This is a genomic window from Stenotrophomonas sp. Pemsol (genome assembly GCF_003586545.1).
GTDB lineage: Bacteria > Pseudomonadota > Gammaproteobacteria > Xanthomonadales > Xanthomonadaceae > Stenotrophomonas > Stenotrophomonas sepilia.
This window is the reverse complement of record NZ_CP025780.1, coordinates 1,271,010-1,283,672: the sequence shown is the minus strand read 5'-3', so window position 1 is coordinate 1,283,672 and position 12,663 is coordinate 1,271,010. Positions and strand designations below refer to the sequence as shown.

Below are 12,663 nucleotides of genomic sequence, written 5' to 3'. Positions count from 1 at the left end.
CTCAGTTGTAGATGATGTGGAAATAGAAGAAGCGGCCGTAGTCGTCGATCTCGGTTCGGAAACGCCCGTTCGGACCGGTGCTGTAGGTTGGCTGCGTGTTGAACAGGTTCTTGGCCTCGTACTTCAGCGTTACGTGCTTGCCGACCTTGTGGCTGAAAGCCATGTTGAACGTCATGTATGGGTCGTAGTACGAATCCAGCCATTCGGTGTCACCGAAGTCGACCAGCATCCGGCTGCGGTAGGTTCCGGACAGGCGCAGTTGCGAGCTCTTCCACGGCATGCGCCAGATCACCGACCCATTGAGCGACCAGTCCGGCTGGTACAGCAGGCGGTCCAGGCGCCGCTCGGTGCCATCGGTGATGCGGTAGTTGGTCTGGCCTTCCAGACGCGTCGCGTTGAAGTACATGTCGAAGCGCTGGCGGCCCCACTGCAGATTGCGATTGGCCACCGCGAACTCAACGCCACGCAGCTTCGACTCGTCGGTGTTCATCGGCTGGGTGACCCGGTAGCGGGTGTCCCCCACGTTCTCGAACGTGGTCAGGGTGTAGATATCGTCCTTGATCACCTTGTCGAACAGCGCCACCGAGACCAGGCCATTGTTGCCGTTGAAATACAGGTCCCACGCCAGGTCGACGTTGGTGGAACGGCGCGGCTGCAGGTTGGCATTGCCCTGCTTGATGGTGCAGAAGCCCCTGCCCTCCTCGTCATCGCCACAGCTGGTGCTGGTGGCCTGGGCGATGTTGCTCGGCGTCGGCCGGCCCAGCGTACGGCTGGCGGAGAAGCGCAGGCGCTGGTCCTCGCTCAGCTTGAACGTCGCATTCAACGAAGGCAGCAGGTTGTTGTAGCCACCGCTCGTGTTGCGGAAGGCGGAGGTATACGTACTGCCGCCATCATCGCTGAACGGGCTGTAGGCATCGAAGCGGGTGTGGTCGTAACGCAGGCCGCCGATCAGCAGCAGCCGGTCCCAGGCGTAGTGAGCGGACACATAGGCATTGGTGATGTCCTCCACGTACTTGTAGTCGCTGGTGAAGTTGGCATTCGGATACGCCGCATTGTTGTTGCCCAGCTTCGGCAGCAGTTCCTCGTTCCACTTGCGGTTGTCGATCAGCGGGAAGCCCGGCACGCTGCCCAGCAGCGTCGAACCCGGATACAGGTAATCGTTGAGCGTGGCACTGCTCCTGAAGTAGTCGAAGTCGATGTCCTGCCAGATCTTCAGGTGGCGGTACTCGGCACCGGTGGCCAGGCCGAAGCCACGCGCATCGGCGTCGATGTTGTAGCTGAAGTCCGCGCGCAGGTTGTCGATGCTCTCCTTGGCATCGCGCGGGGAGACATAGGCCTGCGCCGGATTGAGTTTGAACGCGGAGCTGGTCAACAGGCTGGAATCAGAAACCGCTACCGCGTTTGGGAACCCGTGACTGTCATTCTCGTAGTCGACGAACAGATTGCTTGGATAGGCGCGCACACCCCAGTAGACCTGGTTGTTGTGGAAGGTCTCTTCGGTGTGGCCACCACGCAGGGTCAGGCGCGAACGGTCGCCGACGTCCCAGTTGAAGCTGGCGATGGCGCCACGGTTGCTGCGGTCCCAGCGGTCGTGGCGGTTCTTGATGTAGATGCTGTTGATCTGCGTGGTGCCGCTGTCCTCGGTCTGGTTGCGGATCGGAAACTTGGCGTTGCCGTACAGATCCGTCTTGTTCATCGTTGAGTTCTCGTAGAACCGGTACGAGTACAGCAGCAGCGATGCGTAGAACGGATCATCCGAGGGCTTCCACTCAAGCTTGGCGGAGCCACCGAAGTTGGTGATGAAGTTGGTATAGGTGCCGGTGCTGAAGTTGCCAGGCGCACGCAGGCCGTTCCAGCCCTTGGCCTCGTCCGGCCCCGTGGTGCCGTCGGTGAGGTATTTTCCAGCGTCGTTGTAGTAGTAGTTCGACTCCACCCAGCGCTTGACGCTGTTGCGTGAACGCTGCTCATAGCGTGCCACCGCAACGATGCCGAACTCCTGGTCGGCGCCGAACTGGTTGGAGAACACCATCTTGGCGCTCTTGCCGAAATGGCCCAGGGTCTCGTGGTTGCCGCCAGCGCTGCGCTCGACGTTGGTCTCGGCTGTGGAATAGATGCCTGCCACGTCGGCAAACACGTACCTGCCCGACCGGTCGAAGGCACTGCGGCTGATGATGTCGATCACACCGCCGATCGCATCCGGTGCCTGCTCCGCGCTGAAGCTCTTGTAGATGTCGGTACGGGTGCCGATGTCGCTGGGAATCAGCTGCAGGTTGTTCATGCGCTCCCCGGAGCCACTGCCACCCACGCTGGCAATCGCGATGCCATCGATGGTGGTGTAGTTGAGGTTGGCCTGCACGCCGCGTACCGTCACGTAACGTGGCTCACCAGCATCCTCCACCGCACTCAGGCCTGGAGCGGCCATCAGGCTCTCGGCCAGGGTCTCGTCGCCGTAGCTGTCCATCTCGTCGTAGACCACCGAATCCTTGATCACCGGCGACGACTTCTTCTGGTCGATCACCTCGTGCGCGGCAATCACCTTCACCGTGTCCAGGGTCGGCGCCACCACCGCTCCGGCCTCGCGCGGCATCGGCGCGGCTGGCTTCGGCGCGTTGCGTGCGGGTGCCGGATCGATGGCGATGACATTGCCATCCACCACGGTGTAGCCCAGGCCGGTACCCGCCAGCAGTGCGTCCAACGCCTGCTTGACGGTGGCGCCACGTGGCACAGCCCCGGCCATGTGGGCTTCACCGCTACCCGAGTACAGGAACTGCACGCCGGAACTGCGCGACAACTGCTCAAGTGCACGGGCCAGCGGTTGCGCCGCGATCGGCGCCGACACGCGGGCTTCAAGGCCATCGGCAGCGGCCGCGGCCGCGGCCGCCATTGGCACGCTGCAGGGAGACAGGGCGAGGATGATCGACAGGTAGAGCGTGTTGCGCATCACGGGTCCTTGGAAGAGAGAAGGCAGCAGGCGCCGCTGCGTGGCTCGGCAGCGGCTTCTTCCAAGTAAGAGCCCGCATCCACCGAAGTGGAGAACGCGGATTCGATGAATTTTTTCTGACAGCCCACCACCGCGCGGGCCTCAGCGACTGCCGACCCGCACTGTGTCGCCTTCGCGCCTCACCACGAAGCGTGGGTCGCGTTCGAGGAAGGCCTGCAGCGCACCGATGCGATGCGCATCGAGGCTGCCGGACAACCGTGCCGATGCCGCGCCTTCGTCCAGCACGCGCACCTGCACCTGGTTGTGCCGGTTGAAGGCAGCTGCCACCTCATCGAGCCGCTCATCGAGGAAGGACACTTTGCGCTGTTGCCAGTCCAGCAGCATCGACAGCGGCATGTCCACTGACTCGACGGCATGGCTTCGCGCATCGACCTGCACCACCCGGCCCTGCTCCAGCTGGGCCAGGCGGTGGGCACCCGCGCCCTGGCTCCAGACCTCGACCTCGCCGGAGACGACGCCGATGCGTGTGCTCTGCAGCCGTCGCGATACATCGAACACCGTGCCGATATCCCGGATCTCCAGGCCGTTCACTTCCACCTCGAACGGACGACGGTCGCGGGCGATGTCGAACGTGGCCTCCCCCTGCAGCAGCTCCACCTTTCGGCTGAACCAGCCCATGCGTACCCGCAGTCGGCTGTCCGCGTTGAGCCGCACCTGGGTCTGGTCGGGCAGCACCAGGTCGCGGAGTTCACCATGCCCGGCACTGTAGAGCTGCTGGGTGGGCATCACCTGCGGAACCAGGCCCACGCCGATCAGGGCAACACAGGCCGCGGCAGAGACCATCCACCAGCGCACGCGACCGCGACGCAGCACGGCGCGGGGCGGCGCGTGCGCACGACCGAACAGCGGCACCACCTTGGCGGCGACCTGCCGCGGTGGCACCAGCGCCTCATCAGCCAACGGCGATTGCAGCGCCTCGCCCACCTGCCGGTGCAACGCGAGCGCGCGCATGTAGGCGCGAACATGCTCGGGCGAGCGCTTCATCCAGTCCAGGAACGCGACACGCCCGGCCTTGTCCAGCACCCCCTCGCGATTGCACAGGAACCAGTGCGCCGCCTCACGTGCGACCTCGTCGTCAGGCCTGCGTGATGGATACCGATTCATGTGAGCTCCCTGGCGCCCAGCGCCTTCCTGCAGGCGTCAAGCCCCTTGCCGATATGCTTGCGCACCATGTGCACCGACACCTGCAGCTGCTGGCTGATTCCCGGGCAATCCAGCCCGTCGCGGTAGTGCAGCTCCATCACCCGGCGCGTGGTCGCCGGCAACCGCGCGATGGTGCTGCGGATATCGTTCCAGCGCTGCGCACGCTCGAATTCGCGCTCGATGTCTTCTTCGCTTTTCAGCACTTCGGCCAGCAGATCGATGTCTTCCAGCGGCGGCAGCGACGACCGCACGCGGGCGTGCTCGCGCGCCAGGTTGGCCGCCACGGTGAACAGGTAGGCTTCCGGGTTCTCGACCGCGTCGGCATCCTCGCCGGTGCTGCGCAGCAGCCGCAGATAGACCTCCTGCGCCAGGTCTTCGGCATCTTCGCTGGCCGAACCGCGACGCAGGAAGAAGCCACGCAGCAGCCGGCGCCGCAGTTCGTAGCTCTTCTCCCAGATCCTCACGCTGTTCACGGCCGGCCAACCACCCCGAGGCTGGAAAGCCCAGCAGGGTGACCGCCATCGATGACAGTGGCGTTTCAACGACCGGCAGGCAGCCGCTAGAATGCCGCCCCTGCAATGTCCCGGCAGCCGGCACAAGGAGTGCCCAGCAATGAACGCACGCACCGCCATCCACACCTTCAGCAGCCTGCTGTTCCTGCTGCTGGTCGCCCACACCACCGCCTACCAGCAGCAGATGTGGCCGCCCAGCCGGGTCATCCATGTGCATCCGGTGATCGTCGCCCTCGCCTATGCACTGGGCGTGCTCACGCTGCTGCTGTGGATCGGCGGCGGTCGCGTACCAGAACCGGCCCAGCGTCTGGCGCGCTGGCTGCCCATCGTCGCCTGGTGCCTGCTGTGCGTCGGCGTGGCGGTCATCCCGATGTTCCTGCCTGGACTGTACCCGGCCTGATCTGCGGTGGTACGCAGTGCATCCGCACATGATGCGGCGCCCGGCACCAACCCTTGCTTGCCAGAGACCCAAGCCGGGCCCGCCTATCGAAGCCGCGGGGCCAGGCCTACGCTTGTCTTCTCGGTGGCCGCCACGGTCGCCCTTCGCGTCACGGCATTGCCGTTGCGACCCCGCTCCAGTGCTGTGCGCCCTGATGGTGTTGTCGCTCAGGCAGACGTCCAAACGGCGCCCTCTGGAGACAGTCATGAACCAAGCCCTGATCCCCTTCGATACCGACCCGCTGGAAACGCGGGAGTGGTGTGAATCGCTGGAGGCGGTGATGCAGGCCGGTGGCCGGCCACGCGCGCACTACCTGATCGACCGGCTGAGCGATCTGGACGCGCAACAGCACGGCGACCTGCATACCCGCGCATGGACGGCCTACGTCAATACCATCCCGCCCGAACGCCAGCCGCCCTATCCCGGTGACCTGGCCATCGAGCGCCGCCTGAACGCGATGATCCGCTGGAACGCGATGGTGATGGTGCTGCGTGCTGGATGCAGGACACCGTCGACAAGTACGGCATCGACACTGGCAAGCACGATCCGGCCGCGGTGTAAGGCGGCTGCGTTCACCACGCCCGTTGTGCGAGCCTGGTGAACGCAGCATCGCTACGGCATGCGCTTGAACAGATTGGTCTGCAGGATCGGCGTGCCGTCGTGGCCGTAGAACGCCTTGGTCTCGGTCATCGTCGCCCGGTCATCCGCCACGGTGTAGATGCGGGTGGAGGCGGGCGTCCCGTGATCCACCAACTGCATCACCAGCGTATTCGGGGCCGGCAGTTTCAGGTTTGCCTTGTCCGCGCCGTAGGTGCCGGACAAGGCACCCGGCGTGCCATCCAGCGCCAACGTGCCGTCGGACTTCATGGTCTTGCCGTCGTGCAGGACGATATCCACGTGTGAGCTCCAGCGGCCACCGCCGGCGTCCTTGAACTCCAGCACCACCTGCTTCGGACGCTGCGCCTCGGGTAGTGCCGAGGTCGCGGTGTCCAGCGACCAGCGCCCCAGCAGCGGCGACGGGGACGCTTCCACGGCCAGCGCCGACCCGGCCGGCAGCGAACACGCACACAACAACACAGCGGACAACAGCTTCATACGTTGCTCCGTTCCAGTGAAGAAGGTGCTGCGTGACGCGTTGTGGGGCGCAGCGCTTCGGATCGTGCACAGCATCGGGGCCCCGCACAAGGCAGGGCGCTGAACGCGCGGCAACCTCGTTCGCGCCTCCCGCGATTCAGGTCTGGCGGCAAGGCCTCATCACGTCCTTGTCGATACAAATAGTTACGTTATAACATTTCACTTCTATGTCACGAGTCCTGCCATGCGTTGCCACCTGCTTGCTGCCGCCATCCTGTTCGCCGTCCACACCGCCCACGCTGCGGACGCGCCTACCCTTCCCACCCTCCAGGTACAGGCCTCCCCGCTCTCGCGCATCGACAGCCGGGTCACCGTCGATAATCCACAGGCGCAGAACCGTACCCTCGGAAGCGTGCTCGAACATGTCTCCGGCGTGCAGAACAGCGCCTTCGGGCCGAACGCGGGCGCCCCGGTCATCCGCAGCCTCAGCGGCAACCGCGTGCAGATCCTGCAGGATGGCCAGTCCATCCTCGGCATGAACGCGATCAGCGGCGACATCAACATTCCGTTCGATCCACTGTTCGTGCGCAGCGTCACCGTCAACAAGTCCTCGGACGCCGTGCGCTATGGCGGCAATGCGATCGGCGGCAGCGTGGAGATCGATTCGGGCCTGATCCCGCGCCGCATGGGAGACAAGGAGCAGTCGATGGAACTGATCCTGCGCAAGGGCTTCAATGCCGCCGACGCGCAGGGCTTCCGCATGAACTTCAACAACCAGCGCAACCTCTCGACCAACCTGCAGGTCTCGCGTCAGCGCATCTCGCACTACGACATCCCGGGCAACAGCAAGGCCGCCGTCTGCAACACCCGCCTGTTCCCGCCGACCGGCGGCGTCAACTCGGCGCTGGCCGACAGCTGCCAGAAAGAGGCGCGCGTCCAGCAGATCTACAACAAGGCCTCGCAGCCCTACATCGACCAGTTCATGAGCGAAAATCCGGACTGGGCCGATGGCGACTTCTCGTTCTACACCAACCATCCGACCTCGGTCTGGCAGCGCCGCACCTACATCAATCCGGCCAACCCGGCCTACGTGCCCGGCACGCCGTCGTACGTGCAGAAGCAGATCAACAACGATGTCACGCCCGACTACCATCACCGGCTGGGCAACAGCTACGCACGCAACTCGCAGGTGGCCTTCGGGTCGACGCTGTTTTTCGACCGTGGCTACGCGGGTGTCAGCATCGATGCCAAAGACAGCGAGTACGGCGTGCCGGGCTTCTCGATGCAGAATCTGTCGTTCGGTTCCAACGATGCCGATGGCCTGCCGGTGGGCGTGGTGATCAAGCAGGAACGCTACGCGCTGGAAGCCCTGCTGCGCGATCCGCTGCCGTGGTTCGAGCGCGCGGAGCTGCGAGTTTCCAGGCTGGACAACACGTCGGGCGAGCGCCTCGGTGCATCCAAGGCCAATGACTACGACTTCGAAAGCAGCCAGGTCGAACTGCTGCTCAGTCACCTGCGGCTCGGGCCGCTCAGCGGCCTGCTCGGCTTCAGCCACCAGTCGCGACAGGTCACCGGCGGCGGTTCACTGCGCTACCTGCCCGACGTCGACACCCGCAGCAACGCGGTGTTCCTGAAAGAGGCACTGGACGTCGGCTGGGCCACCTTCGATGCAGGTGTGCGCCACGAGCGCATCGACCACGAGCTGCAGCCCAGCCGCTTCAGGACCGCACGCAACGCCGCCAATACCAAGCTGCAGGACCGTTCCTACCGGCTCAACAGCTACAGCGTGGGCTCCCGTGTCGAGCTCGGTCCTCTGTTCGCCGCCAAGGTGCGCTACGCATCCTCGCAGCGCGCACCGGAGATCAACGAGCTGTATGCCAGCAACGCACACTATTCGGTGATGACCCAGGAAGAAGGCAACCAGAACCTCAAGCCGGAGCGCGCGAAGAACCTGGAGCTGACCGGCCTGTTCCACATCGGCGGCTTCGAACTGTCGGCCACTGCTTACCGGATGAAGTACGAGAACTATCTCTACCTCGGCCATTCCGGCCTGCAGACCGCCAACCGTCTGCCGCTCAAGTACTGGAAGCAGACCGACACCACGGTGAAGGGTTTCGAGATCGACGCATCGCAGGCACTTGACCTGGGCCGCTATGGCACGTTGAACATCTCTGCCTTCGCCGATCTGGTGAAGAACAAGGCCGACCACCCCGATCCGCTGCGCGCCCACAACGATGGCGAGTACCTGCCGAACATGCCGACCAACCGCTACGGCGCCAACCTGCAATGGCAGCGCGAAGGCTGGAAGGCGCAGCTGTCGAGCACCTACTACGACACGCAGGAGTACCTCGGCCGCAACGTCAGCGAGGAGATCCCGCTGGATGCGTTCAACCTGGTTGACCTGCAGGTCAGCCGCGAACTGCCGGTGCGCAGCAGCTACATCGCCGGCATGGAAGTGTTTGTCAACGGCAGCAACCTGCTCAATGAGGAAGCGCGTCCACACAACTCGCCACTGAAATACATCGCGCCACTGCCGGGGCGGGGCTTCCAGGTGGGTGTGACGCTAAAGCTCTGAGGAGAGCCTGATTCGGCCACCATCCAGCGATCAATGATCGCTGGATGGCACGCCGGGACCTGCATCCGTGCAAAGAAAAACGCCTGCAGATCGATGATCTGCAGGCGCTTCCTTGTATCTGGCGGAGTGAGAGGGATTCGAACCCTCGATAGAGCTTTTGACCCTATACTCCCTTAGCAGGGGAGCCCCTTCGGCCACTCGGGCATCACTCCGGGGTTTTCTCCGCGTCTGGTGCGTTGCACCTCAGCGGGGCGTGAATCATAACGTTAATCGAGTGCGAAGGTAAAGCGTTATTCGGCAGAATTTTCGCTACCGGTGCCACCGGCTTCATCACCACGCTGGATGCGCTGATAGATCTCTTCGCGATGCACAGCGACGTCCTTCGGCGCGGTGATGCCGATACGCACCTGGTTACCCTTGACGCCAAGCACGGTGACGCTCACCGAGTCTCCGATCATCAGGGTTTCGCCGACGCGGCGAGTCAGGATCAACATTTTTGTAAGTCTCCATGGAACCGTGTGGAAGGGTATCCCCCACCGGCTTGACGCTCCGTCAAGAAGCGCTACCACGACAAAGGGAAAAGATTCGCAATGGTACCGTCAGCCGTCCCGCTCCTACAAGGAGGGGGACGGCCAGGTTCATCACAGGCGGGGGCTGACCCATTCGACGACTGCAGCCAGCGCAGTGGCAAGGGCGGGCCCGTCCTCGCCACCACCCTGGGCGAGGTCCGGGCGTCCGCCGCCCTTGCCCCCGATCTGACCGGCGATATGGGACAACAGTTCCCCGGCCTTGACCTTGCCCATTGCGCTGCCGTTCACGCCTGCGACCAGGGCGGCCTTGCCGTCCTGGGCGCCGGCCAGCACGATCACCGCGTCGCCCAGCTGCTGCTTGAGGCGGTCCATGGCGTCACGCAAGGCCTTGGCGTCGAAGCCCTCCAGGCGGGCGGCCAGCACCTTCACGCCAGCAACCTCGACGGCCTGGCCGGACAGGTCGGCCGTGGCACCCGCAGCAACCTTGGCCTTCACGCCTTCCAGTTCGCGCTCCAGCTGCTTCTGGCGCTGGCCGAGGGCACGGATCTTCTCGACCACGTCGGCAGCGCTGCCACCGAGCAGCTCAGCGGCCTCGGCCAGGCGGGCCTCTTCGGCGTCCACGTAGTCCAGCGCGCCCTGGCCGGTGACGGCCTCGATGCGGCGCACGCCCGCGGAGACGCCACCCTCGGAGGTGATCTTGAACAGGCCGATGTCGCCGGTACGGTTGACGTGGGTGCCACCGCACAGCTCGGTGGAGTAGTCACCCATCTTCAGCACGCGCACCTGCTCACCGTACTTCTCACCGAACAGGGCCATCGCGCCGAAGTCCAGCGCTTCCTGCATGCCCATGGTGTGCACTTCGGCGGCGTTGTTGGCACGCACCTGCTGGTTGACCTTGCGCTCGATCACCGCCAGTTCGTCGGCACTGATCGGCTGGAAGTGCGAGAAGTCGAAGCGCAGGCGGTCCGGCGCGACCAGCGAGCCCTTCTGCTGCACGTGGGTGCCCAGCACTTCGCGCAGCGCGGCGTGCAGCAGGTGGGTGGCCGAGTGGTTGAGGATGGTGGCACCACGGCGCTCGCCATCGACCTGGCCGGACAGCACATCGCCGACCTTCAGGCCGCCTTCGGACAGGGTGCCGACATGGCCATGGAACTGGCCGGCGAACTTCTGGGTGTCTTCCACCACCAGGCGCACGCCGTTGCCGGTCAGCACGCCGGTGTCGCCGACCTGGCCGCCGGACTCGGCGTAGAACGGGGTCTGGTTGGTGATGACGATGACTGCGTCACCCGCATCGGCCGACTGCACCGGACGACCGTCCTTGAGCAGGGCCAGCACGCTCAGGCCGTCGGCCTGCAGGCGGTCATAGCCCAGGAACTGGGTCGGGCTGAGGGTCGCCACCAGCTCGGCCGGCAGGGTCACGCCGCCACCGAACTTGCCGGCCGCGCGCGCGGTCTCGCGCTGCTGCTCCATCGCGGCATCGAAGCCGGCGATGTCGACGGTCAGGTCGCGCTCGCGGGCGATGTCCTGGGTCAGGTCGAGCGGGAAGCCATAGGTGTCATACAGGCGGAAGGCGTCAACGCCCGGGATCACGCCATTGCTGGCCTTGCCGGCCACGTCCTCGAAGATCTTCATGCCGGCATCGAGGGTTTCGGCGAAACGCTCTTCCTCGGCCTGCAGCGCACGGGTGACAGTGTCCACCGCAGCCGGCAGTTCCGGATAGGCCTCGCCCATCTGCTCGACCAGCGTCGGCACCAGCTTGCTGAAGAACGGCTGGCGCACGCCCAGCATCCAGCCGTGGCGCAGGGCGCGGCGGATGATACGGCGCAGCACGTAACCCCGGCCTTCGTTGGACGGCAGCACGCCGTCGACGATCAGGAACGAGCAGGCGCGGATGTGGTCGGCAATCACGCGCAGCGACTTGTTCTCCAGGTCGGCGGTGCCGGTCAGCTCGGAGGCCTTGCGGATCAGTGCCTGGAACAGGTCGATCTCATAGTTGGTGTGCACGTGCTGCAGGATCGCCGCCAGGCGCTCCAGGCCCATGCCGGTATCCACGCACGGCGCCGGCAGTGGCACCAGGGTGCCGTCGGGCTGGCGGTCGAACTGCATGAACACCAGGTTCCAGATTTCGATGAAGCGGTCGCCGTCTTCATCCGGGGAACCCGGGGGGCCACCGGCGATATGGTCACCGTGGTCGTAGAAGATCTCGGTGCACGGGCCGCACGGGCCGGTGTCGGCCATCTGCCAGAAGTTGTCCGAGGCAAACGGTGCGCCCTTGTTGTCGCCGATGCGCACGATGCGCTCTTCCGGTACGCCGACCATGTCGCGCCACAGCTCGTAGGCTTCGTCATCGGTCTGGTAGACGGTGACCAACAGGCGTTCAGCCGGCAGCTTCCAGACCTGGGTCAGCAGTTCCCAGGCCCAGGCGATCGCGTCCTTCTTGAAGTAGTCGCCGAACGACCAGTTGCCCAGCATTTCGAAGAAGGTGTGGTGGCGTGCGGTGTAGCCGACCTGGTCGAGATCGTTGTGCTTGCCGCCCGCGCGCAGGCAGCGCTGCACGTCGGCCGCGCGCACGTAGCTACGCTTCTCCGCGCCAAGGAACACGTCCTTGAACTGCACCATGCCGGAGTTGGTGAACAGCAGGGTCGGATCATTGCCCGGCACCAGCGGCGCCGAGGGCACGATGGTGTGGCCTTTGCCCTTGAAGAATTCAAGGAAGTCGCTGCGGATCTGGGATGTCGTGAATTTGGCGGATGCGTTCATTGGGGGCTGGCAGTCTGCGGGCCGGCGGACCCGGACCACCGGCCGTGTTGGCCAGGGTCGCGAGGGAGCGCCGAAAACCTAAAGGGTATCAGGCCCGGCGCCGCCAGTCTCAGTCATCCGGGTCGTAGCGGGTCGCACGGCGGATGCTGTCGCCGTCGAAGCCCCGTCGGGCCAGCAGATCGGCGGCCTTGCGCCGCTGCGTCAGGTCCTGCGGACCGGCCTCGCCAAAGCGCCGGCGGACCAGATCACGGGCATTTTCCTGCCAGTCGCCATCGTAACTGTCCATCGCCGCGGCAATCGCGGCACTGTCCAGGCCATGGGTGCCCAGCTCGGCGCGGACATGGATCGGGCCATAACCCGTATTGGCGCGCATCCGCACCAGGTTCTCGGCAAAACGGGTGTCGTCCTGCCAGCCCGCTTCGGTCAGCTTGGCGACAGCGGCCTGCGCGGCTTCGTCTTCGATGCCACGGGCGGTCAGCTTGCGGGTGAGTTCCTTGCGCGAGTGCTCGCGGCGGACCAGCAGGCCCAGCGCCCGTTGTACGGGAGTCTGCTCACGCTGCCGGCGCTTGCGGCCGGTAGGAATGTCTTCGGCGTCGGACATCGATGCTCCAAGGGTGGCGCCGTCCTTG

General features: G+C 65.0%; 9 protein-coding genes, 1 tRNA gene and 1 pseudogene. 3 read left to right on the top strand and 8 right to left on the bottom strand.

The window, feature by feature from the left end; all coding sequences use genetic code 11:
• Nucleotide 1: 1 nt before the first annotated feature.
• The 3 genes from PEM_RS05945 to PEM_RS05935 all read right to left on the bottom strand — a co-directional run bounded on the left by PEM_RS05945 (nucleotide 2) and on the right by PEM_RS05935 (nucleotide 4,617).
• Nucleotides 2–2,941 (bottom strand): TonB-dependent receptor, encoded by a 2,940-nt coding sequence (locus PEM_RS05945; protein WP_005416097.1) that lies wholly within the window; start codon nucleotides 2,939–2,941, stop codon nucleotides 2–4.
• A gap of 141 nt (nucleotides 2,942–3,082) precedes the next feature.
• Nucleotides 3,083–4,105: a FecR domain-containing protein gene (locus PEM_RS05940; RefSeq protein WP_111128167.1), complete on the bottom strand. Its 1,023-nt coding sequence runs from the start codon at nucleotides 4,103–4,105 to the stop codon at nucleotides 3,083–3,085.
• Nucleotides 4,102–4,617: a sigma-70 family RNA polymerase sigma factor gene (locus PEM_RS05935; protein ID WP_005416095.1), complete on the bottom strand. Its 516-nt coding sequence runs from the start codon at nucleotides 4,615–4,617 to the stop codon at nucleotides 4,102–4,104. The genes PEM_RS05940 and PEM_RS05935 overlap by 4 nt, the downstream gene beginning before the upstream one ends.
• A gap of 139 nt (nucleotides 4,618–4,756) precedes the next feature.
• Here PEM_RS05935 and PEM_RS05930 point away from each other — a divergent pair, with 139 nt between their 5' ends.
• Both PEM_RS05930 and aceE read left to right on the top strand, forming a co-directional pair.
• Nucleotides 4,757–5,056 (top strand): hypothetical protein, encoded by a 300-nt coding sequence (locus PEM_RS05930; RefSeq protein WP_065179451.1) that lies wholly within the window; start codon nucleotides 4,757–4,759, stop codon nucleotides 5,054–5,056.
• 244 nt (nucleotides 5,057–5,300) lie between these two features.
• Nucleotides 5,301–5,594: pseudogene (gene aceE / locus PEM_RS05925) on the top strand (pyruvate dehydrogenase (acetyl-transferring), homodimeric type); the annotation flags it as partial.
• A gap of 113 nt (nucleotides 5,595–5,707) precedes the next feature.
• Here aceE and PEM_RS05920 read toward each other — a convergent pair.
• Complete coding sequence (locus tag PEM_RS05920; RefSeq protein ID WP_005416092.1) at nucleotides 5,708–6,190, bottom strand: hypothetical protein; 483 nt, start codon at nucleotides 6,188–6,190, stop codon at nucleotides 5,708–5,710.
• Nucleotides 6,191–6,413: 223 nt separating this feature from the next.
• Here PEM_RS05920 and PEM_RS05915 point away from each other — a divergent pair, with 223 nt between their 5' ends.
• Nucleotides 6,414–8,744, top strand: a complete 2,331-nt coding sequence (locus PEM_RS05915) for a TonB-dependent receptor (RefSeq protein ID WP_119706074.1) — start codon at nucleotides 6,414–6,416, stop codon at nucleotides 8,742–8,744.
• Nucleotides 8,745–8,863: 119 nt separating this feature from the next.
• On the opposite strand, the gene PEM_RS05910 is transcribed toward PEM_RS05915, so the two are convergent.
• The 4 genes from PEM_RS05910 to recX all read right to left on the bottom strand — a co-directional run bounded on the left by PEM_RS05910 (nucleotide 8,864) and on the right by recX (nucleotide 12,635).
• Nucleotides 8,864–8,956 (bottom strand) — tRNA-Ser (locus PEM_RS05910).
• Between the two features lie 78 nt (nucleotides 8,957–9,034).
• A complete protein-coding gene (gene csrA / locus PEM_RS05905; RefSeq protein ID WP_004152909.1) occupies nucleotides 9,035–9,238 on the bottom strand; it encodes a carbon storage regulator CsrA in 204 nt (67 codons plus the stop codon).
• A gap of 147 nt (nucleotides 9,239–9,385) precedes the next feature.
• Nucleotides 9,386–12,034 carry an alanine--tRNA ligase gene (alaS, locus tag PEM_RS05900; protein WP_111128164.1) on the bottom strand — a complete coding sequence of 883 codons (2,649 nt, stop codon included), beginning with the start codon at nucleotides 12,032–12,034 and terminating at the stop codon, nucleotides 9,386–9,388.
• Between the two features lie 109 nt (nucleotides 12,035–12,143).
• Nucleotides 12,144–12,635, bottom strand: coding sequence for a recombination regulator RecX (recX, locus tag PEM_RS05895; RefSeq protein WP_005416047.1), 492 nt, complete (start codon nucleotides 12,633–12,635; stop codon nucleotides 12,144–12,146).
• Nucleotides 12,636–12,663: the final 28 nt, after the last annotated feature.

What these genes read in the sequence shown, in the direction of transcription:
- PEM_RS05945 (WP_005416097.1), bottom strand. Translation starts at nt 2,941, where the DNA reads ATGCGCAACACGCTCTACCTGTCGATCATCCTCGCCCTGTCTCCCTGC.
- PEM_RS05915 (WP_119706074.1), top strand. Translation starts at nt 6,414, where the DNA reads ATGCGTTGCCACCTGCTTGCTGCCGCCATCCTGTTCGCCGTCCACACC.
- PEM_RS05920 (WP_005416092.1), bottom strand. Translation starts at nt 6,190, where the DNA reads ATGAAGCTGTTGTCCGCTGTGTTGTTGTGTGCGTGTTCGCTGCCGGCC.
- recX (WP_005416047.1), bottom strand. Translation starts at nt 12,635, where the DNA reads ATGTCCGACGCCGAAGACATTCCTACCGGCCGCAAGCGCCGGCAGCGT.
- PEM_RS05930 (WP_065179451.1), top strand. Translation starts at nt 4,757, where the DNA reads ATGAACGCACGCACCGCCATCCACACCTTCAGCAGCCTGCTGTTCCTG.
- csrA (WP_004152909.1), bottom strand. Translation starts at nt 9,238, where the DNA reads ATGTTGATCCTGACTCGCCGCGTCGGCGAAACCCTGATGATCGGAGAC.
- alaS (WP_111128164.1), bottom strand. Translation starts at nt 12,034, where the DNA reads ATGAACGCATCCGCCAAATTCACGACATCCCAGATCCGCAGCGACTTC.
- PEM_RS05940 (WP_111128167.1), bottom strand. Translation starts at nt 4,105, where the DNA reads ATGAATCGGTATCCATCACGCAGGCCTGACGACGAGGTCGCACGTGAG.